Source organism: Micromonospora chaiyaphumensis (genome assembly GCF_900091435.1).
Taxonomy (GTDB): Bacteria; Actinomycetota; Actinomycetes; order Mycobacteriales; family Micromonosporaceae; genus Micromonospora; species Micromonospora chaiyaphumensis.
The window spans coordinates 22,379-45,074 of the sequence record NZ_FMCS01000009.1 but is presented as its reverse complement, the minus strand read 5'-3'; the positions used below and the strand labels follow the sequence as shown (position 1 = coordinate 45,074).

The 22,696-nt window shown below is 73.7% G+C and carries 20 protein-coding genes and 1 pseudogene; 11 read left to right on the top strand and 10 right to left on the bottom strand.

The features are described from left to right. Genes GA0070214_RS22915 through GA0070214_RS22900 form a run of 4 tightly spaced genes read right to left on the bottom strand, consistent with a single transcriptional unit; the run spans nt 1 to nt 2,141 of the window. Nucleotides 1-429 (bottom strand): DUF3140 domain-containing protein, encoded by a 429-nt coding sequence (locus GA0070214_RS22915; RefSeq protein WP_091267806.1) that lies wholly within the window; start codon nt 427-429, stop codon nt 1-3. After that, complete coding sequence (locus GA0070214_RS22910; RefSeq protein WP_091267802.1) at nt 416-637, bottom strand: hypervirulence associated TUDOR domain-containing protein; 222 nt, start codon at nt 635-637, stop codon at nt 416-418. The genes GA0070214_RS22915 and GA0070214_RS22910 overlap by 14 nt, the downstream gene beginning before the upstream one ends. 42 nt (nt 638-679) lie before the next feature. After that, a complete protein-coding gene (locus tag GA0070214_RS22905) occupies nt 680-1,282 on the bottom strand; it encodes a Uma2 family endonuclease (protein ID WP_244167810.1) in 603 nt (200 codons plus the stop codon). Nucleotides 1,283-1,337: 55 nt separating this feature from the next. Further along, a complete protein-coding gene (locus tag GA0070214_RS22900) occupies nt 1,338-2,141 on the bottom strand; it encodes a class I SAM-dependent methyltransferase (RefSeq protein WP_091267799.1) in 804 nt (267 codons plus the stop codon). Between the two features lie 256 nt (nt 2,142-2,397). Here GA0070214_RS22900 and rpsA point away from each other — a divergent pair, with 256 nt between their 5' ends. Both rpsA and coaE read left to right on the top strand, forming a co-directional pair. After that, nucleotides 2,398-3,987: a 30S ribosomal protein S1 gene (gene rpsA / locus GA0070214_RS22895; RefSeq protein ID WP_208602873.1), complete on the top strand. Its 1,590-nt coding sequence runs from the start codon at nt 2,398-2,400 to the stop codon at nt 3,985-3,987. Nucleotides 3,988-4,140: 153 nt separating this feature from the next. Then, nucleotides 4,141-5,319 (top strand): dephospho-CoA kinase, encoded by a 1,179-nt coding sequence (gene coaE / locus GA0070214_RS22890; RefSeq protein ID WP_091267793.1) that lies wholly within the window; start codon nt 4,141-4,143, stop codon nt 5,317-5,319. A gap of 40 nt (nt 5,320-5,359) precedes the next feature. Here coaE and GA0070214_RS31965 read toward each other — a convergent pair whose 3' ends face one another. Further along, on the bottom strand, nt 5,360-6,838 hold the full coding sequence (locus GA0070214_RS31965; RefSeq protein WP_167364320.1) for a hypothetical protein: 1,479 nt from the start codon (nt 6,836-6,838) through the stop codon (nt 5,360-5,362). 922 nt (nt 6,839-7,760) lie between these two features. On the opposite strand from GA0070214_RS31965, the gene uvrB reads away from it, so the two are divergent. The 4 genes and pseudogenes from uvrB (at nt 7,761) to GA0070214_RS22865 (ending at nt 12,134) form a co-directional block, all read left to right on the top strand. Next, the gene (gene uvrB, locus GA0070214_RS22880) at nt 7,761-9,869 is read left to right on the top strand and encodes an excinuclease ABC subunit UvrB (protein WP_091267784.1); all 2,109 of its coding nucleotides are present in this window, start codon (nt 7,761-7,763) and stop codon (nt 9,867-9,869) included. Between the two features lie 25 nt (nt 9,870-9,894). Further along, on the top strand, nt 9,895-10,761 hold the full coding sequence (locus tag GA0070214_RS22875) for an AraC family transcriptional regulator (protein ID WP_091267781.1): 867 nt from the start codon (nt 9,895-9,897) through the stop codon (nt 10,759-10,761). A gap of 24 nt (nt 10,762-10,785) precedes the next feature. Then, nucleotides 10,786-11,124: pseudogene (locus GA0070214_RS22870) on the top strand (VOC family protein); the annotation flags it as partial. 110 nt (nt 11,125-11,234) lie between these two features. Further along, nucleotides 11,235-12,134: a DUF5753 domain-containing protein gene (locus GA0070214_RS22865; protein ID WP_091267778.1), complete on the top strand. Its 900-nt coding sequence runs from the start codon at nt 11,235-11,237 to the stop codon at nt 12,132-12,134. Between the two features lie 376 nt (nt 12,135-12,510). Here GA0070214_RS22865 and GA0070214_RS22860 read toward each other — a convergent pair whose 3' ends face one another. Next, entirely contained in the window at nt 12,511-12,804 is a 294-nt protein-coding gene (locus GA0070214_RS22860; protein ID WP_091267775.1) for an antibiotic biosynthesis monooxygenase family protein, read from the bottom strand. Between the two features lie 104 nt (nt 12,805-12,908). On the opposite strand from GA0070214_RS22860, the gene pnuC reads away from it, so the two are divergent. The 3 genes from pnuC (at nt 12,909) to GA0070214_RS22845 (ending at nt 15,979) form a co-directional block, all read left to right on the top strand. Then, nucleotides 12,909-13,562, top strand: coding sequence for a nicotinamide riboside transporter PnuC (gene pnuC / locus GA0070214_RS22855; RefSeq protein WP_091267771.1), 654 nt, complete (start codon nt 12,909-12,911; stop codon nt 13,560-13,562). Continuing rightward, nucleotides 13,559-14,650 (top strand): AAA family ATPase, encoded by a 1,092-nt coding sequence (locus tag GA0070214_RS22850; RefSeq protein ID WP_091268394.1) that lies wholly within the window; start codon nt 13,559-13,561, stop codon nt 14,648-14,650. Before pnuC ends, GA0070214_RS22850 begins: the two co-directional genes overlap by 4 nt. 330 nt (nt 14,651-14,980) lie before the next feature. Then, nucleotides 14,981-15,979 carry a TerC family protein gene (locus tag GA0070214_RS22845; RefSeq protein ID WP_091267767.1) on the top strand — a complete coding sequence of 333 codons (999 nt, stop codon included), beginning with the start codon at nt 14,981-14,983 and terminating at the stop codon, nt 15,977-15,979. Nucleotides 15,980-16,040: 61 nt separating this feature from the next. On the opposite strand, the gene GA0070214_RS22840 is transcribed toward GA0070214_RS22845, so the two are convergent. Then, nucleotides 16,041-16,958, bottom strand: a complete 918-nt coding sequence (locus tag GA0070214_RS22840) for a C40 family peptidase (RefSeq protein WP_091267763.1) — start codon at nt 16,956-16,958, stop codon at nt 16,041-16,043. Between the two features lie 54 nt (nt 16,959-17,012). Continuing rightward, nucleotides 17,013-18,110 carry a mandelate racemase/muconate lactonizing enzyme family protein gene (locus GA0070214_RS22835; protein ID WP_091267758.1) on the bottom strand — a complete coding sequence of 366 codons (1,098 nt, stop codon included), beginning with the start codon at nt 18,108-18,110 and terminating at the stop codon, nt 17,013-17,015. A gap of 44 nt (nt 18,111-18,154) precedes the next feature. On the opposite strand from GA0070214_RS22835, the gene GA0070214_RS22830 reads away from it, so the two are divergent. Beyond that, nucleotides 18,155-18,952, top strand: coding sequence for a tyrosine-protein phosphatase (locus tag GA0070214_RS22830; RefSeq protein WP_091267755.1), 798 nt, complete (start codon nt 18,155-18,157; stop codon nt 18,950-18,952). 3 nt (nt 18,953-18,955) lie between these two features. Here the strand turns inward: GA0070214_RS22830 and GA0070214_RS22825 are convergent, their stop codons facing one another. Next, nucleotides 18,956-19,819, bottom strand: coding sequence for a serine hydrolase (locus GA0070214_RS22825; RefSeq protein ID WP_091267751.1), 864 nt, complete (start codon nt 19,817-19,819; stop codon nt 18,956-18,958). A 66-nt stretch (nt 19,820-19,885) separates the two neighbouring features. Between GA0070214_RS22825 and GA0070214_RS22820 the strand changes: the two genes are divergently transcribed. Next, entirely contained in the window at nt 19,886-20,548 is a 663-nt protein-coding gene (locus GA0070214_RS22820; RefSeq protein ID WP_091267747.1) for a class I SAM-dependent methyltransferase, read from the top strand. Nucleotides 20,549-20,792: 244 nt separating this feature from the next. On the opposite strand, the gene typA is transcribed toward GA0070214_RS22820, so the two are convergent. Beyond that, the gene (gene typA, locus GA0070214_RS22815) at nt 20,793-22,661 is read right to left on the bottom strand and encodes a translational GTPase TypA (RefSeq protein WP_091267744.1); all 1,869 of its coding nucleotides are present in this window, start codon (nt 22,659-22,661) and stop codon (nt 20,793-20,795) included. Nucleotides 22,662-22,696 lie beyond the last annotated feature (35 nt).

Sequence of the window (22,696 nt, the reverse complement as noted above, 5' to 3'; positions counted from 1 at the left end):
TCAACGCCCCGGTCCCCGGCGTTCCTTCGGCGGTGCGCCGTGCCGCTCCAGGGCCTTGCGGGACGGGCCGCCGGGCGGCGGGAGCGGGCCCTTCACCGGGTCGTGGCCCCAGTTCATGAGGGAGTAGCGCCAGCGGGTCCGGCGCACGTCGCCGCTCGGTCGCTGGGCCATGTGCCGGCGGACGTACCCGACGACCTTGCGCATGTGCTTGTAGTCGGCGGCGGTGAGCTGGTCGCGCTTGCGCCGCAGCAGGTCGATGATCCGCCGGCCGGACTCGTGGCCCACCGACTCACCGCCCCGGGTGCCCTTGCGCCAGCCCACGTGCTTGGACTCGTCGGTCTCCAGCCACTTCTGGAGCTCGCCGGGCTTCATGTTCACCGCGTCGGTGAACTCCCGGTAGGTCTGCTGCGGATCGTCACCTCGACTCATGGCGCAGCACCTCCGGTCGGTGGGCGACGTCCCGGCCCGAGTCGTCGTTGCGGATCCGGTACTGCGGCTCCTCCGGCGAGGCGTTCACGGCGTGTCCGCGGACGTGCGTGCGCTCGGTGAGCTTCTCCTTGACGACCCCGTACGCCCGGCCGCTGTGGCTGGCCCAGGAGACGTGGTCGCCCCGGCGGAACTCCTCCTTCTCGGCCATGCCGTCCGGGTACCCGAGCCCGGGGAGCGGAAACGACGCCGGCTACGGAGTGATCTCGGCGATCGACAGCTTGATGTCGAAGGGCTGCGGCAGTTCGATCAGATCGGCGCTGTCGGCGACGAGCTCGTACTGCCGCTCGCCGCTCGGGCTCAACCGCTCGCTGAGCCGGTAGGCGTAGAGGTGGACCGGGTCCTGTTCGATCCGCCAGAAGAACGGGATGCCGGCGGCGGCGTACTCGGCCGGCTTGGCGAAGCGGTCGACCCGCCGGGTGCCGGGCGAGACGATCTCCACCGCGAGGATCACGTCGTGAGGCGCCACTTCCGAGGCGTTCGACGTCACCTCGGCCCGGCACAGCAGCACGTCCGGCCGGCGACTGGTGTTCCTCGCCAGTTCGACACCGACGTCCTGGGTGGCGCGGAGGTGTCGGGGCGCGTGGGTGTGCAGCCACAGGCGCAGGAGGAACGAGATGTCCTGATGGCCCAGGGTGGGGGAGGGTGTCACCTGGATGACTCCGTCGACGAGTTCGACGCGGGGGGCGTCGTCCGGCAGGTTGAGCAGGTCCTCCAGCGTGTAGTCGGCACGCTGCTGCCGGATCGGGTCAGGACACCAGGGGCCAGGTGGTGTCGCGATCGGCTCGGCGCTCACCCGCTCAGCGTAACTCGGCCCCGGTCGGGTGAGTCGCACTGATTGTCCGGTTGCCTCATGCGGCCGGTTTCTCCGCCACGAAGATGGCGGTGCCGGGGAAGAGCCGGCCGCGCAGCGGGCTCCACTGCCCCCAGATCCCCTCGTGCCCCGCCGGCCACTCCGGCTCCACCAGGTCCAGCAGGCGGAACCCGGCGCCGACCAGCTCCCGGATCCGGTCCCCGAGGGTGCGGTGCTGTTCGACGTACGTGGCGACGCCGCGCTCGTCCTGCTCCACGTACGGGGAGCGGTCGAAGTACGAGTGGACGGCGGTCAGGCCGCCCTCGCCAGGATCGTCCAGGAAGATCCAGCGCATCGGGTGGGTGACCGAGAAGACCCACCGGCCGCCCGGGCGCAGGACCCGGGCCACCTCCCGCATCGCCGCCGCCGAGTCGTCCACGAAGGGGATCGCGCCGAACGCCGTGCACACCGTGTCGAAGGCCGCGTCGGCGAACGGCAGGGCGAGCGCGTCGGCCTGCACGAGCGGCACGCGTACCCCGGTCCGGGCGGCGGCCTCGGCGGCGTGCCGCAACATGCCGGCGGACAGGTCCAGCGCGACCGGCCGGGCACCCTGAGCGGCGAGCCAGCGGGCGGCTGCGGCCGCGCCGCAGCCGAGTTCCAGGATCCGGCGGCCGGCCACCTCGCCGAGCAGCCCGGCCTCGGCCTCGCGCAGCCCTTCCGGGCACCAGACGAAGTCCACGTCGCCCAGGAACGCGCCGTGCTCGGCCTGGTAGCCGTCGGCGTCGGCGTCCCACCAGCCCCGGTTGGCCCGGCGGACCTCGGCGGCGCCCACCCGGCGCCGGGTCACCCTGTCGTCGTCCACCCGCCCACGCTAGGCCCCCGGGGGCTGCACGCGGCGGCCGGGCGGCGCTGTTGCCGCTGGGGCAGATGTGACGGACGAGACAGCTGTGGCACCTTACCGCGCGAAATCTCCGCTTTCGCAGCTGACGCGCCCGAGGAGACCTGGGAGGGCTTGCACGCTGTGGTAATGCAGCGGGTAGGCTAGACGATGCGCTCGCGGATCGTGTGCCTCGGCAGGGAGCAGGTGCGCGGTCACCGGAGCCACTAATGATCTTCTGATGGCGATCGTTCGGTGTGCCCGGCGACGGATCCGCTGGCGCGGACTGAGTCACCGCGACGCCCACGCCTGCTGTGACACCCATCCGACCGGAGCAACCGCCCACATGACGAGCAGCATCGAGGCCACCTCGAGCGCCAACAAGGTCACCGTCGACGACCTCGGCTCTGAGGAAGCTTTCCTCGCCGCGATCGACGAGACCATCAAGTACTTCAACGACGGCGACATTGTCGAAGGCACCGTCGTCAAGGTCGATCGGGACGAGGTCCTGCTCGACATCGGCTACAAGACCGAGGGCGTGATCCCCTCTCGGGAGCTGTCGATCAAGCACGACGTGGACCCGGCCGAGGTCGTTTCGGTCGGCGACCACATCGAGGCCCTGGTCCTCCAGAAGGAGGACAAGGAGGGTCGCCTGATCCTCTCCAAGAAGCGGGCGCAGTACGAGCGGGCCTGGGGCACGATCGAGAAGATCAAGGACGAGGACGGCGTCGTCCGCGGCTCGGTCATCGAGGTCGTCAAGGGTGGTCTCATCCTCGACATCGGCCTGCGCGGCTTCCTGCCCGCCTCGCTCGTCGAGATGCGGCGGGTCCGCGACCTGCAGCCGTACGTCGGTCGCGAGCTCGAGGCCAAGATCATCGAGCTGGACAAGAACCGCAACAACGTGGTCCTGTCCCGCCGGGCGTGGCTGGAGCAGACGCAGTCCGAGGTGCGCACCGAGTTCCTCAACAAGCTGCAGAAGGGCCAGGTCCGCAAGGGCGTCGTCTCCTCGATCGTCAACTTCGGCGCGTTCGTCGACCTGGGCGGCGTGGACGGCCTCGTGCACGTCTCCGAGCTGTCCTGGAAGCACATCGACCACCCGTCCGAGGTCGTCGAGGTGGGCCAGGAGGTCGAGGTCGAGGTCCTGGACGTCGACCTGGACCGCGAGCGGGTCTCGCTGTCGCTGAAGGCGACCCAGGAGGACCCGTGGCGGCAGTTCGCCCGCACCCACGCGATCCAGCAGATCGTGCCGGGTAAGGTCACCAAGCTCGTGCCGTTCGGCGCCTTCGTCCGGGTGGACGACGGCATCGAGGGCCTGGTCCACATCTCCGAGCTGGCCGAGCGCCACGTGGAGATCCCGGAGCAGGTCGTGCAGGTCGGCTCCGAGGTCATGGTCAAGGTCATCGACATCGACCTGGAGCGCCGCCGGATCTCGCTGTCGCTCAAGCAGGCCAACGAGGGCTTCGTCGAGGGCGAGGAGCACTTCGACCCGACCCTCTACGGCATGGCCGCGACCTACGACGAGCAGGGCAACTACATCTACCCGGAGGGCTTCGACCCGGAGACGGGCGAGTGGCTCGAGGGCTACGACAAGCAGCGCGAGGCGTGGGAGCAGCAGTACGCCGAGGCGCGCCAGCGCTGGGAGGCCCACACCAAGCAGGTGCAGACCTCCCGGGCCGCCGACGCCGAGGCCGCTGCCAACCCGGCTCCGGCCGTGTCCGGCACCACGACCACGACCTCGGCCCCGAGCCGTCAGGCCGAGGAGCCGGCCGGCACGCTGGCCACCGACGAGGCGCTCGCCGCGCTGCGGGAGAAGCTCGCCGGCGGCAAGTGACCCGCTGACGACCCCGGCCCGGCACGTCCGAGCTGGCGCAGTCGCTGAGGGCCCCGTCCCCGCGATCCGGTACCACCGGGTCGCCGGGGGCGGGGCCCTCGCCGTGTCCGGGGCGGGTTGGCACCGCCAACGGTGATCGGGTTGACTGTTGCGGTGCTGAGGGTGGGGTTGACCGGCGGGATCGGGTCCGGCAAGAGCGCGGTGTCCAGCCGGCTGGCGGCGCTCGGCGCGGTGGTCGTCGACGCCGACCGGATCGCCCGCGAGGTGGTCGCACCGGGCAGCGAGGGCCTCGCCGAGATCGTCGCGACGTTCTCCGACGGGGTCCTCGACGCCGACGGGGCGCTGGACCGGGCCGCCCTGGGCGCCGTGGTCTTCGGCGACGAGGCCGCCCGCCGCCGGCTGGAGGCCATCACCCACCCCCGGGTGCGCGCCCGCACCGCCGAGCTGGTCGCCGGGGCGCCCCCCGACGCCGTCGTGGTCAACGACGTGCCGCTGCTCGTCGAGGTGGGGCTCGCGCCCACGTACCACCTGGTGCTTGTCGTGCAGGCGGCGGTGACCACCCGGCTTGCGCGGCTGGCCCGCGACCGCGGCATGGACCGGGCGGAGGCCGAGCGGCGGATCGCCGCGCAGGCCGACGACGCCCGCCGGCAGGCGGCCGCCGACGTGCTGCTCGACAACGACGGCACGCTGACCGACCTGCACGCCGCCGTGGACACCCTCTGGCACGAGCGCCTGCTGCCCTACGAGCGCAACGTCCGGGAGCACCACGCCGTCCGGCCCGAGCGGGTGGTGCTCACCGAGCCCGACCCCACCTGGCCCCAGCAGTACGCCCGACTGGCCGCCCGCATCCGCCACGCGGCCGGCGGCGACCTGCGGGTCGACCACATCGGCTCCACCGCCGTGCCCGGGTTGGCCGCCAAGGACGTCATCGACATCCAGCTCACCGTGCCGTCGCTCGCCGAGGCGGACGGGCCGCTCGCCGAGCGGCTCACCGACGCCGGCTTCCCCCGGCTGCCCGGCGACTGGTGGGACAACCCCCGCCCGCCCGGCAGCCGCCGGTGGAAGAAGCGGCTGCACGGCAGCGCCGACCCCGGCCGTCCCGTGTACCTGCACGTGCGCGTGGCGGACTCGCCCGGCTGGCGGTACGCCCTGCTGATGCGCGACCACCTGCGCGCGGACCCGGGGCAGCGGGCCGCGTACCTGGAGGTGAAGCGGGAACTGGCGGCCTCGGCCCCGGACAGCGCCACCTACGGCACGCTGAAGGACCCCTGGTTCGACGAGGAGCACCTGCGGGCCGAGGAGTGGGCCGCGCAGACCGGCTGGCGACCCTGAACCCGCTCACCGGCGTGCCGGCGGTGTCCTGACCGTCCGCTCAGCGGCGTGCCGCCGGCGCCCGCACCGTGCGCTCCGCGCCCGGCAGCGCCGGCACCCGACCCGGCGTGAGGTCGAGCTGCGCCCAGACGCCCCGCTCGGTCCGCAGCTCCAGCCGGCGCGGCAGCCCGTTCCGGTCGATCCACCAGCGCAGCCGGCCGCGTACCTCGATGACGTCCACCGTCCGGTCCGCCACCCGGTCGTCGCGGATCCGGACCGCCGGGGTCGCCGCCACGGTGGCGTCGCCGCCCCGCAGCAGCGCCGCGTCGAGCAGCCGCTCCACATCGTCGCGCGGCGGCTGCCCGGACGCCCGGACCAGCCCGTCCGGCGCGGGCAGCGGCGGGTCCGCCGCGTCGCCCGCCGGCACCACGAGCCGGGCCACGCGTCCCGGCCGCGCCCGCACCAGAGTGCGGCGCCCGGGATTGTCACCCTCCACCACCGACAGGTACGCCGTGGAGCCCGCCCAGCTCACCCAGCCGCTGCCGTGCAGGTCGCCCGAGGGGGCCGCGAGGGTGAGGCCGGCGCCTCCGGCGGCGCGCAGCCGGGCGGGCAGCCGGACCAGCCGGTCGGCCTCGGCATCGGAGAGCGCCCGGGGCAGCCCGGGCCGCCCGCCCAGCGCGTCCACGGGGCGCAGCGTGGGGCGGTCGCTGCGCGCCAGTTCGACGGTGACCGGAGTGCCGTCCGGCAGGCGTCCGGCCAGGCGATGCAGCCGGGCGTCCCCGTCGACCCAGAGCCGGGCCCGCCGGTCCGGGTCCTGCACGCCGGGGTCGTTCGTGGCGAGGGGAGCCTGGAGCACGTCCACCGGGACCCCGTTCACGGTCTCCTGGCGCAGCCAGCGCGCCTCGGGGACGGCCGGGTCGACCCGGGCCGCGCCGAGCCCGAGCAGCAGGTCCCGCACCGCGGGCAGGCCCCGCCCGGCCGGCAGCTCCCGCACCCGCCACCGGTCCGCCGGAGGCACCAGCGGGGGCGGGGCGGGCGCGGGCGTCGCGGCGGGATCGGGCCGGACCAGCAGCGTCGACGAGGTCGCCTGGACCAGTCCCCGCTCGACGCCCGCGCCGGGCCCGCTCACGTCCAGGTAGACCAGCGGCCGGGCCCAGTCGACCCAGCCGACCAGCTCGGTCCGGTCGCCGCCCGCGCCCACGGTGACCCGGACCCCGGCGCGGACGTCGCGCTGGTTGGTGACCCGCAGGGCGGCCAGCCGGTCGGCCTCGGCGGCGGTGAGCGGGCGGGCCGTCTCGGTGGGCTCCGCCGGCTCCGGCGACCAGCTCAGCAGGCCGGCGACCAGGGCGGCCGCCGAGGCCGTGGCCGCCGCCGCGAGCGCGACCAGGACGGCGCGGCGGCGGGTCGGCGGCTCGGACGGATCGCCCGTCCCGTCCAGCTCCGGGTCGCCGGGCGGCTCGAACGGGTCGGCCGGCCGCTCCCGGGTCACCGGGTCGGCGCGCGGGCGGCGGCCGGGGGAGCCGGCGGGTCGGCTGGTCACGGCGCCGGCGCGGCGGTGACCGCGGCCGGGTTCGCGGGGGACGGCCGTCGCGCCCGGCACGGTGGGGGCGTCGACGACGCTGCCGGCGGACGCCGGTGTGCGTGGCCGTTTCCGCGCCCCGGTCGACGCGGCCTTCGTCTCGGACGGCAGGTGGCCGGGGTGATGGGCGGCCGGTGGTTCGGTGGGCGGCGGGCCGGGTGTGCGGCGTGGTCCTGCGCTGCGCCCGTCGCCGGAGTCGTCGTTCGCGGCGGATGGGTCGCCACGATCTTCCGGCTGCTCGGCCGGGCAACCGCTCGTCGGCTCGGCGCGTAAGCGGTCTGGTCCCTCGCTGCGCCCGTCGTCCGATCTTGGAGAGTTGCCGTTCGTGGCGGACGGCACGTCTCCAAGATCCGCAGGCTCCGGCCCGGTGGGTGGGGCCGATGGCTCCGTGGCCGGTGCGCGGTCGTCGGCGGGCCGGTCTGTGGAGGGCGGTGCGACCGGGCCGGCCGGAGCGCTGCCGGCGGGGGCAGCGGGCGCCGTGCGAGCTGGCGGTTCGGGCGCGGCAGCGTCAGTGGGCTCGGTGGGGAGCGGGCCGGTGTCGCGGGTGCGAGGGCGTCGCGGCCGGCGGCCGGGAGAGGTCTCCACGAGTGCACAACGCGGCTGCCGGGTTTCGGTGACGAGCAGGGGCGCTCGCGGCGGCCGGTCAGCGCTTCGAGCGCGACCACCTCGGGCGCGCACGCCGGTCTCTCGGGTGCTGCGACCCCGGGTGCCGGGGGCGGCCGGGCCCCGGAGGGGCGGCCACCGGCCCGGTCGGCCGCCGCGAGCGGCCTACGGTACGAGGGTAGTCCGGTGAGATGAGCCACACAATGGGAATATCGAAGCCGATCAGGGACGGTACGCGGTCGGCCCGGAAGTGTCGGACCGCGGGCGTACCGTTGAGGTCATGGCGCTCGACATTCCCCGGCTCGACGGCCGCTTCCAGGTCGTCAGCGAGTTTCAGCCGGCCGGTGACCAGCCGGCTGCCATCGACGAGCTTGAGCGTCGCGTGCGCGGCGGCGACCGCAACACGGTGCTGCTCGGCGCGACGGGCACCGGCAAGAGCGCCACCACGGCATGGCTGGTCGAGCGACTGCAACGGCCGACCCTGGTGCTCGCGCCCAACAAGACCCTCGCCGCGCAGCTCGCCAAGGAGTTCAGCGAGCTGCTGCCGCACAACGCGGTCGAATACTTCGTCTCCTACTACGACTACTACCAGCCCGAGGCCTACATCCCCCAGACCGACACCTACATCGAGAAGGACTCCTCGATCAACGAGGAGGTCGAGCGGCTGCGGCACTCGGCGACCATGTCGCTGCTCACCCGGCGCGACGTGATCGTGGTGGCCACGGTGTCGGCGATCTACGGCCTGGGCACGCCGGAGGAATACCTCGACCGCGCCGTGCGGGTCAAGGTGGGGCAGGAGCTCGACCGCGACCAGTTGCTGCGCCGGCTGGTCGACATTCAATACACGCGCAACGACATGGCCTTCCAGCGCGGCACCTTCCGGGTGCGCGGCGACACGTTGGAGATCATCCCGGCCTACGAGGAGCTGGCCGTCCGGATCGAGCTGTTCGGCGACGAGATCGAGAAGCTCTACTACCTCAACCCGCTCACCGGTGACGTGGTCCGCGAGGTCGACAGCTTGATGATCTTCCCGGCCACCCACTACGCGGCCGGTCCGGAGCGGATGGAGCGGGCGATCCGCGACATCGAGGTCGAGCTGGGCGAGCGGCTGGCCGAGCTGGAGCGGCAGGGCAAGCTGCTGGAGGCGCAGCGGCTGCGGATGCGCACCACCTACGACATCGAGATGATGCGCCAGGTCGGCTTCTGCTCCGGCATCGAGAACTACTCGATGCACATCGACGGCCGGCTGCCTGGCAGCCCGCCGCACTGCCTGCTCGACTACTTCCCCGACGACTTCCTGACCGTGGTTGACGAGTCGCACGTGACCATTCCGCAGATCGGCGGCATGTACGAGGGCGACGCCTCCCGCAAGCGGATGCTGATCGACCACGGCTTCCGGCTCCCCAGCGCGGCCGACAACCGCCCGCTGCGCTTCGACGAGTTCCTGGAGCGGGTCGGCCAGATGGTCTTCCTCTCCGCCACGCCCGGCCCGTGGGAGCTGGAGCAGGCCCAGGGTGAGTTCGTCGAGCAGGTGATCCGCCCCACCGGCCTGATCGACCCCGAGGTCATCGTGAAGCCCACCAAGGGCCAGATCGACGACCTCATGCACGAGATCAAGCTGCGCACCGAGCGGGACGAGCGGGTCCTGGTCACCACGCTGACCAAGAAGATGGCCGAGGACCTCTCCGACTACCTGCTCGAGAACGGCATCCGGGTGCGCTACCTGCACTCGGAGGTCGACACGCTGCGCCGGGTGGAGCTGCTGCGCGAGCTGCGCAAGGGCGACTACGACGTGCTGGTCGGCATCAACCTGCTCCGCGAGGGCCTCGACCTGCCCGAGGTCTCCCTGGTGGCGATCCTCGACGCCGACAAGGAGGGTTTCCTGCGCAGCGGCCGGTCGCTGATCCAGACCATCGGCCGCGCGGCCCGTAACGTCTCGGGCCAGGTCCACATGTACGCCGACAAGATCACCCCGTCGATGGCGGACGCGATCGACGAGACCAACCGGCGCCGGGCCAAGCAGATCGCGCACAACGAGGCCAACGGCATCAACCCCGAGCCGCTGCGCAAGAAGATCCACGACATCCTCGACGACATCTACCGCGAGGCGGAGGACACCGAGAACAGCCGGGTCGGCGGGGCGGTCCGGCAGCTGTCGCGGGGCAAGGCGCCGGTCAAGGAGACCCGCAGCCGCAGTCGCGGCGCCGCCGCGACCCCGTCCCGGGAGGGGATGGCCCGGGCCGACCTGGCCAACCTCATCCAGGAGCTCAACGACCAGATGCTCGCCGCCGCGCGGGAGCTCCAGTTCGAGCTGGCCGCGCGGATCCGCGACGAGGTCGCCGACCTCAAGAAGGAACTTCGCGGGATGGACGCCGCAGGGGTGAAGTGACGGACCGGGATCGGGGGAGGCCGCCGTGCTCACCGAGGCCGTGATCGGGCTCCCCGACCCCCGGCTCCGGCCCTACGTCGACCGCTACCTCGGCTACCGCGAGCACGCCGCCCGCCCGCTGGTGCGCCGGGAGGCGGCCGGCGCCTTCGTGGTGCTGATCCTCGGCTGGGGCGCCCCGCTCGACGTCACCGACGCGCGGGCCGCCGACCGGGGCGCGTACGGGACGAACGCCTTCCTGGCCGGGCCGTTCGACGGTTGGTGCGCGACCCGGACGGCCGGCGAGGGCGTCGGTGTGCAGGTGCTGCTGACCGCCCCGGCGGCCCGCCGGCTGCTCGGGCTGCCGCTGGGCGAGCTGGCCAACCGGGCGGTCTCCGTCGACGGGCTCGACGGGTGGCTGGCCCGGCTGCGCGACGAGCTGGCCGAGCTGCCCGACTGGGCGACCCGGTTCGCCCGGCTCGACGCCGCGCTCGCCGCGCGGCTGGCGGCGACCGGGCCGGTCGACCCGCGCCTGCTGGCGGCCTGGCGGCTGCTCGACGGCAGTGGCGGCGGGCTGGGCGTCGGCGCGCTCGCCGAGGAGGTCGGCTGGAGCCGCCGCCACCTGGCGGTCCGGTTCCGGCACGAGTTCGGCCTGCCACCGAAGACCGTCGCCCGGCTGATCCGCTTCCAGCGGGCGTACACCATGGTGGGCCGCACGCTGGTCACCGCCGCCGCACCGGCGGGCACCTCGGTGCCCCCGCCTCCGAGCGGGCGGCGCGGGGACGGAGACGGGTGGGCGGAGCTGGCGGTGCGGTTCGGCTACTACGACCAGTCCCACCTCATCCGGGAGTTCCGCGAGTTCGCCGGGGCCACCCCCGCGGCGCTGGCCGGGTCACATTCGTCCAATCCGGCCTGACCGGCGCGGCGGCAGACTCGGGCCATGCGAAGCATCTATCCGGTCCTCCGGTATCCCGACGCCCGCGCCGCCGTCGACTTCCTCCGGTCCGCGTTCGACCTCACCGTCCACGAGGTGCACGAGGGGCCCGACGGCACGGTGCGGCACGCCCAGCTCGGCTACGGCGACGACCTCGTCATGGTCGGACCGGGGCCGGCCCCGGCGACCCGGCCGGCCGACGACGACTACCGCGTCTACGTGGCCGTCGACGACGTCGACGCGCACCACGAGCGGGCCAGGGCGGCCGGCGCGGAAATCGTCCGGCCGCCCTTCGACACCGACTACGGCTCCCGCGACTACGTCGCCCGTGACCTGGCCGGTCTCGTCTGGTCCTTCGGCACCTACCGTCGCCTGACGGCGACGATAGCTCTCTGCGAGCAAGGTATTGCCCTGTGTGACGGTGGTGCGTACTCTCCCACGGTGGGGAGGCGCACATGCCGTTGTCAGCAAGTCCTGTGGTCCGGCGGGTGCGGCTCGGCGCGGAACTGCGCCGGCTGCGCCGCCGGGAATCGCTCACCCTGGAGCAGGTCTGCGGCCGGCTCGGCTGGGCGTCCACATCGAAGCTGTCCCGCATCGAGCTGGGGCAGAGCCGGCCGGACCTGGCCGACGTGCTCGACCTGCTCGACGTCTACGCCGTGCCACCCCACCAGCGCGACGAGCTGATCGTCATCGCCCGGGACGCGGCCACCGGCCGCGGCTGGTCGAAGGCGCTGGGCGAGATGGGGGAACGGCAGCGGGCGTACGCGGAGCTGGAGGCGGGCGCGGTCCGCATCGTGGACTACCAACCGGCGCTCGTGCCCGGGCTGCTCCAGACCCCCGACTACGCGCGGCTGCGGGTGTCGGCCGGCGCCCTGCTCGCCGACGACGTCGACGTGGAGGCCGACGTCCGCGCCCGCGCGGTGCGGCAGGAGGTGCTGTGCCGGCCAGAGCCGCCGGACTACACCGCGCTGATCGACGAGCGGGCCTGCGACCCCGGTGGCCTGCCCGTCGAGGTCTGGCGGGAGCAGCTCCGGCACCTGGCCGTCCTCGCCGAGCGGCCGCACGTCACCATCCGGCTGCTGCCCCGCGACGCGTCCCCCTCCGGCGACCTGCACCCGCTCGCGCCGTTCTCCTACTACGCCTATCCGGACCCGGCCGACCCGCGCACGGTGCTGGTGGAGACGCTCACCACCGACCTGCGACTGATCGCGGAGGCGGACGTCGCCCGCTACGAGCGGCTGGTCGAGCGGCTGCTCGCGGCGGCGCTGCCGGAGGAGGAGACGGTGGAGCTGCTCACCCGGCGGCTCGGCCCCGTGCCGGTGCCCCGACCCCGCGAGCCGCACGAACCCGACTGAACCGAGCGGCGTCGACGCGCGGTCCACCGGGCCCGGCGCCCCCGATTACCGTCGGGACACTGTCCTGCCCGGCGCGGCGTCGACGCGCGGTCCACCGGGCCCGGCGCCGCCGATTACCGTCGGGACACTGTTCTGCCCGGCGCGGCGTCGACGCGCGGTCCACCGGGCCCGGCGCCGCCGATTACCGTCGGGACACTGTTCTGCCCGGCGCGGCGTCGACGCGCGGTCCACCGGGCCCGGCGCCGCCGATTACCGTCGGGACACTGTTCTGCCCGGCGCGGCGTCGACGCGCGGTCCACCGGGCCCGGCGCCCCCGATTACCGTCGGGACCGGTGGCCGGCGCGTCGAGCGCAGGCTATGTGAGGGGTACGACAGCTCAGGCGGGCACGTCGAGGAAGTGCTCGACCAGCGGCGGGCCGGCGAAGTACGGGCCGATCAGCTCCCGCCACTGCGGGAAGCGCTCGCTCTGCCGGAAGTTGACGTCGTGCGCCTCGACCGAGTCCCACTCGACCAGCAGCACGAACCGGGACGGCGACTCGACGCCCCGGGTCATCCGCACCGAGCGGCAGCCCTCGGTGCCGGCGAGGATCGGGCGCGCCTTCGCGTAGGCGGCGGCGAAGTCGTCCTCGTGCCCGGGCGTCACGTCGATGAGCGCGACCTCAAGAACCATGCCCGAAGCCTCGCACGCCGGTCGCCGGCGGGTATGCCCCGGGGGCTGTTCCGCGCGCCACACCCCCTCTAGGGTGGGCGCTCGGGAAACGGGGGAGGGACACCATGCTGGACTGGCTCACCGCCACGGCGTTCACCGTCCTGGGCGCCGGCACCACCTGGGCCGAGCTGCTCGGCTTCGCCACGGGTGTGGTCAACGTCTGGCTGGTGGCCCGGCAGCACATCGCCAACTGGCCGATCGGCATCGCCAACGTGCTGCTGCTGATGCTGCTGTTCTGGACCGCCGGCCTGTACGCCGACGCCGGCCTCCAGGTCGTCTACGTCGTCCTGGGCGTCTACGGCTGGTGGCACTGGCTCTTCGGCGGGGAGCGGCGCAGCCGGCTGGCCGTGGCCCGGACCGGCCGGCGCGAGTGGTGGGCGCTCGGCGTGGCCGGCGTGCTGCTCACGGCCGGGCTCTGGGCGCTGCTGGACCGGGCCACCGACTCCACGGTGCCGCTGGCCGACGCGGTCACCACCGCGCTGTCCCTGCTGGCCACCTACGGCCAGACGCGCAAGCTGGTGGAGAGCTGGTGGCTGTGGATCGCCGCCGACCTGATCTACATCCCGCTGTACGCGTACAAGGGACTCTGGCTGACCGGTGGTCTCTACCTGATCTTCCTGGCGCTCTGCGTGGTCGGGCTGCGGGAGTGGCGGGCGGACCTGCGTCGGCGGTCGGCGGCGACCCCGGTGCCGCCGGGCCCGGCCCCCGTCGCGGCGTGAGCGGGCGGGGCGAGCCGGGCCGGGAGTTCCGGCACGGCCTCGTGGTGGGGAAGTTCTACCCGCCGCACGCCGGGCACCACGCGCTGATCGAGGCGGCGGCGGCCCGCTGCGCGGCGGTCACCGTGGTGGTCGCCCCGTCCCGACGCGAGTCGATCCCGCTCGACCTGCGGGTGGCCTGGCTGCGCGAGGCGCACGCCGCGACGCCCTGGGTGCGGTTCGTGGGGCGGTACGACGATCACCCGGTGGACTACGCCGACCCGGCGATCTGGGACCTGCACTGCGCGGTGTTCGCCGACGCGCTCGGCGGGGAGCCGGTGGACGCGGTCTTCTCCTCCGAGGCGTACGGCGAGGAGTTGGCCCGCCGGTTCGACGCGGTCGCGGTCTGCGTGGACCTGGACCGGCGGGCCGTGCCGGTCTCCGGCACCGCGGTGCGCGCGGATCCGGCGGCGCACTGGTGGCGGCTGAGCCCGCCCGTGCGGGCCTGGCTGGTCCGCCGGGTCGTGGTGGTGGGGGCCGAGTCGACGGGCACCACGACGATGGCGGCGGCGCTCGCCGCGCACTACGGCACGCCCTGGGTTCCGGAGTACGGCCGCGAACTGACCGAGCGCAAGCTCGCCGGGCTGCGGCGTGCCCGGCCGGGGGCGACGGTCTTCGACGTCACGTGGGACCGGGACGACTTCCTGGAGGTGGTGCGCGAGCAGCAGGCCGCCGAGGACGCGGCGGCCCGGGCCGCCGGCCCGCTGCTGTTCTGCGACACCGACGCCCGGGCCACGGCGATCTGGGAGGAGCGCTACCTCGGGTCCTCGTCGGAGGCGGTCCGGGCGGCCGCCCGCCGGCCGGCGCTGTACCTCCTGACCGACCACGAGGGGGTGCCCTTCGCCGACGACGGCCTGCGCGACGGGGAGCACCTGCGGGCCTGGATGACCGGCCGGTTCCGCGAGGAGCTGGCCGGCTGCGGGGTGCCGGTGGTCGAGCTGCGCGGGCCGCACGAGGAGCGGCTGGCGACCGCCGTCGCCGCCTGCGACGCCCTGCTGGCCGCGGGCTGGTCCTTCGCCGACCCGCTCCTTCCCGAACACCTAGCCTCCTAGGACGCCCTAGGCCGTGAGGCCCGCGCCACGAGAGCTGTCCCACACCAGAACACCCGTACCCCGGCAAACGGGGCCCCCGAAGATGCGGCACCCCGGGCCGATGGTGAACAATGGCGGCCGAGGAGGGGAGTATTCCCTCGCGACGGAGTCGTCAGCACGGAAGAGCGCCGGCCCCCCGGTGGCACGACCCGGCTCCGTCGGTCAGCGATCCGCACCCCGGATCGGTGGCGGAAGAGACCTCCGACAGTCACCAGAGTCAGCGTCGACGCACCCCGGCCCCTCACCCGGCGTACGGTGTGCCCGACGCTGTGTGTCTGCCGGAGGATGGATTTGAACGTGTCCGGATGGGTGTGGGCGGGGACCCTGGTCGTGATGACCGCGGTCCTGCTGGTCGACCTGTTCATCATCGGTCGCCGCCCGCACGAGCCGAGCGTCCGCGAGTCGAGCCTGTGGGTCGGCTTCTACGTGGGGCTGGCCCTGATCTTCGGGGCGGGTCTGTGGCTCACCTCAGGCCCCAGCGTGGCGGGCCAGTTCTACACCGGGTGGCTCACCGAATACAGCCTCTCGGTGGACAACCTTTTCGTCTTCGTGATCATCATGGCCCGCTTCGGGGTGCCCCGGCGGTACCAGCAGAAGGTGCTGCTCGTCGGCATCCTGCTGGCGCTGGTCATGCGCGGCGGTTTCATCGCCGCCGGCGCCGCGCTGATCTCCCAGTTCTCCTGGGTCTTCTACATCTTCGGCGCGTTCCTGATCTACACGGCGGTCAACCTGGCCCGCCAGGGGGAGCCGGACGAGGACGAGTTCAGCGAGAACCTGCTGATCCGGTGGAGCCGCAAGGCGCTGCCGCTGTCCCGTGACTTCGACGGGGCGCGGATGACCACCCACGAGAACGGGCGGCGGCTGTTCACCCCGATGCTGATCGTGATGATCGCGATCGGCACCACCGACCTGATCTTCGCGCTCGACTCGATCCCGGCGATCTTCGGCATCACCCAGGAGCCGTACCTGGTGTTCACCGCGAACGTGTTCGCGCTGATGGGGCTGCGGCAGCTCTACTTCCTGCTCGGCGGCCTGCTGGACCGGCTGATCTACCTCAGCTACGGCCTGGCCGTGGTGCTCGGCTTCATCGGGGTCAAGCTGGTCCTGGAGGCCCTCGCCGACAACAACCTGCCGTTCGTCAACGACGGCCGGCACGTGGGCTGGGCCCCGCACATCCCCATCTGGCTCTCGCTCACCGTCATCCTCGGCACCCTCGCCGTGGCCACCGCGGCCAGCCTGGTCAAGTCGTCCCGGGACCGGCGCCGCGAGCTGGCCGAGGCCCGCCGCTGACCGGACCCGCACGCAGAAGGGGCGCCCCCGTGCTCGGGGGCGCCCCTTCTCGGCGTACGGGTCAGATCCGGTGGGCGCCGACCAGCGTGGCCTCCCGGTCCGGCGGGAGCCGCTCCTCGACGACCAGGCGCTTCACGTAGCAGGCGTGCAGCATCCGCCGTACGTCGCCCTGCGGCTCGGTGCTGACGATGCCGATGTGGTGGATCCGGCGGCCGGGCCGGGCGAAGAAGTAGAGGTCGCCGGGGCGTTCCTCGCCGAGCGCCAGGGGAGTGGTGGCCTCGGCCTGGTCGTCGGCGTCACGGGGCAGGGTGAGCCCGTGGCGGCGCCAGGCCAGGTGCACCAGGCCCGAGCAGTCGATGCCGTCGGTGGACAGCCCGCCCCAGATGTAGATGAGGCCGCGCAGCCGCTCGGCGAGGGCGAGCACCTCCTTGGCCTCCGGCCGCTCCGCGGGCAGCGGGACCAGGTCGCCCTCCGGGGCCCAGAGCGGCTCGGCGTGACCGGGCGCGAAGACCGGCCGCCAGCCGTCGACCGGCCGGCCGGCCGGGGCGAGGCGGGTGCCGAGGATCACGCCGGGCAGGGCCGGCGGGCCGTCGGGGGTGGTGTGCAGCGCGGTGTGGAGGGCGTCCACGACCAGCGGGGTGACCGGCGGGCCGGGCTCCGCCGGAGCGGTGAGCTGGGCGGTGGGCAGCCACCCCGGATAGCCGCGGACGTCGAGCTTGGCGGCGGGCTGGGCCAGGGCGACGACCTGTGCCCAACCGTCGGCGCGTACCTCGGTGACCAGCACCCGCTCGCCGAGCAGCAGCTGGGTCAGGACGCATTCGCCGACCTGCTGGTCGCGGTCCATGCCGGCGATCCAGGTGGCGACGTCCGGCGTCACGCCCAGTGCGGGGCGGTCGGTCGGACGGACCGCCTCGGGGGCGGTCCAGAGGGTGGCCACCGGCACCCGGACGACGGCCTCGCGGCCCGGCTGAACCATCATGCCCACCCCCACCTCGCGTCCCTTGGGCGACCCTATGAAAAATTCCAACGGCACTCAACCACGCGGCTGAACCTTTGCTTCATTCACGCTCGAAATGCCCAGCCCAGGGGCGTCCGGCAGGACGACGGTCGCGCCGTCGTACCGGATCCCGCCGGCGACCGGCGACCAGGCCAGCCACCAGGCGGCGTCGAGGTCCGACACGGCCGTGGTGCCGTAGGCGGCGACCAGGCTCGCCGCCGCGCCGAGCCCGACCTGGCTCTCCATCATCGAGCCGACGATGGTGCCCATGCCCTGTGCGGCGGCCAGGTCGAGCAGCGTCCGGGCGGTGTGCAGGCCGCCGCACTTGGCCAGCTTGACGTTGACCATGTCAGCCGCCCGGCGGCGGATCACCTCGACCAGGTCGCGCAGGTCGAACACCGACTCGTCGGCGAGGACCGGCAGCTCCACCCGGTCGCTGACCCAGGCCAGCCCGTCCAGGTCGCGCCGGTGCACCGGCTGCTCGACCAGTTCGACGTCGAGCCCGGCGTCCTCGATGCCGCGGATCACCCGGACCGCCTCGCGCGGGGTCCAGCCCTGGTTGGCGTCCAGCCGGATCCGCACCTCGGGCCCGACCGCGGCGCGGACCGCGCGTACCCGGTCCAGGTCGCCCCGCGCGTCGGTGCCGACCTTGAGCTTCAGCACGGTGAATCCCTCGGCCCGGCGCCGGGTGGCCGCCGCGGCCAGGTCCACGGCGTCGCCGGCGGCCAGGGTGACGTCCGTGGGGATGCGCAGCGTCGTGCCGCCGAGCAACCGCACCAGGGGTACGCCGAGCCGCCGCGCGGCCAGGTCGTGCAGGGCGACGTCGACGGCGGCCCGGGCCGACTCGTTGCCGACGACGGCACGGCGCACCTCGGCGCAGCGGGCCTGGAGGTCGTCGGCGTCCCGCCCGGTCAGCAGCGGCCCGAGGAGTTGCTGCACGCACGCCTCGGCGCCGGCGATCGACGCGCCGGTCACCTGCCAGACCTGCGGCGCCTCGCCGAAACCGGACCGCCCGTCGCTGTCCACCACCTCGACGACCAGGGTGTCCACGGTGGTGGTGCGGCGCAGCGCGGTGACGAACGGGGTGTGTAAGGGGGCCGAGAGCCGGTGGGTGCGTACCGCCGCGATCGTCATGTGGGGCACCCTATACGGAGCTGACGGCGAACCGGGGAGGGCCGATGACCGGGCGGGACTGGGAGCTGGTGGGCGCGCCGAACGCCCGTGACCTGGGCGGGCTGCCCACCTCGGACGGGCGGCGGGTACGCGCCGGCCGGCTGATCCGCACCGCGGCGCTGGGCCGGCTCACCGACGAGGACCTGCCGGTGCTGGGCAAGCTCGCCCCGGCCTGCGTGGTGGACCTGCGGCACGCCACCGAGCAGGCGGTCGCCCCGCCCGACCGCCTGGCCGGCGAGCCGCGGCTGGTGCACCTGCCGGTCTACGACGCGGCCCACCCGGTGTTCACCTACGTCTCGGCGGTGCTGCTCGGCCACGACCTCGACGCGTACGAGGAGTTGGCCCGGGACGGGATGCCGGGGGCGATGGCGGCGATCTACCGCTGGTTCGTCACCGGCGACTCGGCCCGGGAGGGGTTCGGGACGGCGGTGCGGCTGGCCGCCGACGGGGCCAACCTGCCGCTGCTGTTCCACTGCTCGGCCGGCAAGGACCGCACCGGCTGGCTGTCGGTGGTGCTGCTCACCGCGCTCGGGGTGGACGAGCCGGTGATCCGGGCGGACTACCTGCGGCACAACGAGCTGACCGAGAGCCTGCGCGAGGTGCTGCTGGCCGCCATGACCCGCCGCCGGCCGGATCTGGACCCGGCCGTCGCCCGGCCGCTGCTGGAGGTGCGTCCGGACTACCTGGACGCCGCGTACGACGAGGTGCGCCGGGTGCACGGCACGTTCGACGCGTACCTGCGCGACGGCCTCGGGCTCACCGACGCGACGCTGGCCGCGCTGCGCGCGAACCTGCTGGAGTAGCGGTCACCCGGCCAGGTCGTGCCGGGCCGCCCAGACCGCCGCGGAGACGTGCGCGATGAGCCGGCAGGCGTCGTCCTCCTCCTCGCCGCTCGGGCCGCCGTCGGCCAGGTCGGTGGTGGTGCAGACCACGACGGCGTACGGCGGGGCGTCCTCCGGGAACACCACGCCGGCGCCGTGGCGGATGCCGCGTACCCAGCCGTTCTTGTGCGCGATGCGGGTGCCCTCGGGCAGCCCGGCGGCGAGGTCCTCGCGGTGTTCCTGCGCGAACAGCACGTCGAGCATGGCCGCGCAGCCGGCGGGCGAGGCGAGCGGCCCGGGCTGGCGGGCGCCCAGCGCCAGGCCGCCGAGCAGGGCGGCCAGGTCGGCGGCGGTGACCAGGTTGTCGATCCCGGCGTCGCGGGCCGCGAAGTCCTCGATGCCCCGGCCGGTGACGCTGTGCCGGGCGCCGGCCAGCGTCCACGCCTCGGTCAGCGCGGGCAGGCCGACCTGACCGATGCAGAGGTTGGTGGCCAGGTTGCTGGAGCGGACGATCATCCGTTCGGCGAGCCAGCGCAGGGGAGCCTCGCCGCCCACCCGCGCCCAGACCGCGTCGTCGTTGTCGTAGCTGCGGGCGTTGGTGAACCGGGGCGTGCCGGGCAGCGCCGAGTCGAAGCTGTTGCGCACCGGGACGGGCGCGTCCAGGTCCAGCCGGCCGGCCTCGGCGGCGCGGTGCAGCGCCACCAGCACGGCGACCTTCATGGTGCTGGCCGCGTAGTGGGTGGCGTCGGCGTGCCGGGTCCAGGTGGGCGGGGCGCCGAGCCGCCCCACGTACGCGGAGACGGTGCCGGGCACCTTGTCCAGGTGCGCGTCCAGGTCCTCCCAGGTCATGCCGGTGACCGTAGCGGATCATCGCCGGGGCTGCGGTCCGGGCCGGGCGGGGTCTAGCGTGCGGAGATGACGATCGCCGCGTACGACGCCATCGCCGACTGGTACGACGACTACGTCACGACCACCGCCACCGACTACAGCGAGCGGGTCCGGGCGGTGCTGGCCGACCTGCTCGGGCCGGGTTCCGGGCGCTGCCTCGACCTGTGCTGCGGCACGGGGGCGCACGCCGGCGAGCTGCGCCGGCTCGGCTGGCAGCCGATCGGCGTGGACCTGTCGGGCGGGCAGCTCCGTCACGCGCGGACGCGGCTGCCGGTGGCCCGGGCCGACGCGACCGCACTGCCCCTGCCGGACGGCGTCCTGCCGGCCGTGGCCTGCGTGCTCGCCCACACCGACATGCCGGACTATCCCGCGGCGATCGCCGAGGCGGCCCGGGTGCTGGCACCCGGCGGACGGCTGGTCCACGTCGGCGTGCACCCCTGCTTCGTCGGCGCGTTCGCCGACCGCGCGGAGCCCGGCCGGATCCTCCTGGACGAGGGATACGCCGAGCGGGACCGCAGCTTCCGGTCCTGGAACTCGGTCGGCGTCCGCGCCCGGGTGGGCGCCTGGCACGTCCCGCTGGCCGACCTGCTCGACGCGGTACCCGCGGCCGGCCTCACCCTGACCGCCGTCCGGGAGTCCGGCTCCGGCCCCCTCCCCGACATCCTGGCCCTGAGGGCCACCAAACCCTGACCCCCCCGCCCCCGCCCCCGCCCCCGCCCCTTTCCGCCTCGGCGCGTTGATCATGAAGTTAGCGGCGATGTCGATCTCCAAAGCTGCCGCTAACTTCATGATCGCCGGGTTGGGCGGGCGGGCGGGCGGGTGGGGGGGGGGTGGGCGGGGGTGGGGTGGGGGTGGGGCGGGTGGGCCGGGGGCGGGAAAGGCTGGAGCCCGGTCCGCCGGTTGGGCGGGCCGGGCTCCGGGGGTGGCTGGTGCGTCAGCCGGCGTGCTTGCGGCGGGCGGCCATCCGGCCGCGCTGGGTCTGGTCCAGCACCACCTTGCGGATGCGCACCGCGGCCGGGGTCACCTCGACGCACTCGTCCTCGCGGCAGAACTCGAGGGCCTGCTCCAGCGACAGCTTGCGCGGCGGGATCAGCTTCTCGGTCTCGTCCGCGGTCGACGACCGCATGTTGGTGAGCTTCTTCTCCTTGGTGATGTTGACGTCCATGTCGTCGGAGCGGGAGTTCTCGCCGACGATCATGCCCTCGTACACCTCGGTGCCCGGCTCGACGAAGAGCTGGCCGCGCTCCTGGAGGTTGGTCATGGCGAACGCGGTGACCGAGCCGGAGCGGTCGGCGACCAGCGAACCGTTGTTGCGGGTGCGCAGCTCGCCGAACCACGGCTCGTACGACTCGAAGACGTGGTGCAGGATGCCGGTGCCGCGGGTCTCGGTGAGGAACTCGGTGCGGAAGCCGATGAGGCCGCGCGCCGGGACCAGCCACTCCATCCGGATCCAGCCGGTGCCGTGGTTGACCAGCTGCTCCATCCGGCCCTTGCGGGTGGCGAGGAGCTGGGTGATCGCGCCCAGGTACTCCTCCGGGGCGTCGATGGTCAGCCGCTCGACCGGCTCGCAGGTCTTCCCGTCGATCTCCTTGGTGACCACCTGCGGCTTGCCGACGGTCAGCTCGTAGGACTCGCGGCGCATCTGCTCGACCAGGATCGCCAGGGCCAGCTCACCGCGGCCCTGCACCTCCCAGGCGTCCGGCCGCTCGGTGGGCAGCACCCGCAGCGACACGTTGCCGATGAGCTCCTTGTCGAGCCGGTCCTTGACCATGCGCGCGGTGACCTTGGCGCCCTTGACCCGGCCGACCAGCGGCGAGGTGTTGGTGCCGATGGTCATCGAGATGGCCGGCTCGTCGACGGTGATCAGCGGCAGCGGGACCGGGTTCTCGGCGTCGGCCAGGGTCTCGCCGATCATGATCTCCGGGATGCCGGCGACCGCGATGATGTCGCCCGGTCCGGCGCTCTCGGCCGGCTTGCGCTCCAGGCCCTCGGTCATGAGCAGCTCGGAGATGCGGACCCGCTGGCTGCTGCCGTCGGTGCGGCACCAGGTGACCGTCTGGCCCTTGCTGATGGTGCCCTGGCGGACCCGGCACAGCGCCAGCCGGCCCAGGAACGGCGAGGCGTCGAGGTTGGTGACGTGCGCCTGCAGCGGCGCGCCCTCCTCGTACGCGGGCGCCGGGATGGTGTCCAGCAGGGTCCGGAACAGCGGCTCCAGGTTGTGGCTGTCGTCCGGCACCGCGCCGTCGGCTGGCTGGGTCAGCGAGGCGATGCCGTCGCGGGCGCAGGCGTAGACGATCGGGAAGTCGATCTGCTCCTCGTCGGCGTCCAGGTCGAGGAAGAGCTCGTAGGTGTCGTCCACGACCTCCTTGATCCGGGCGTCGGGGCGGTCCACCTTGTTGATCACCAGGATGATCGGCAGCCGGGCGCGCAGCGCCTTGCGGAGCACGAACCGGGTCTGCGGCAGCGGGCCCTCGCTGGCGTCGACGAGCAGCACCACACCGTCGACCATGGTGAGGCCGCGCTCGACCTCGCCGCCGAAGTCGGCGTGCCCCGGGGTGTCGATGATGTTGATCGTCACCGCCTCGGAGCCGTCCGCCGGCAGGTAGCGCACGCCGGTGTTCTTGGCGAGGATGGTGATGCCCTTCTCCCGCTCGAGGTCCATCGAGTCCATGACCCGCTCGGTGTCCTCACCACGGGCGCCGTAGGCGCCGGCCTGCCGCAACATGGCGTCGACCAGGGTCGTCTTGCCGTGGTCGACGTGGGCGATGATGGCGACGTTGCGGAGGTCGGTGCGTAGCTGCATACCCTCCATACTCCTGTCTGCGGTTGCCGGGGCAT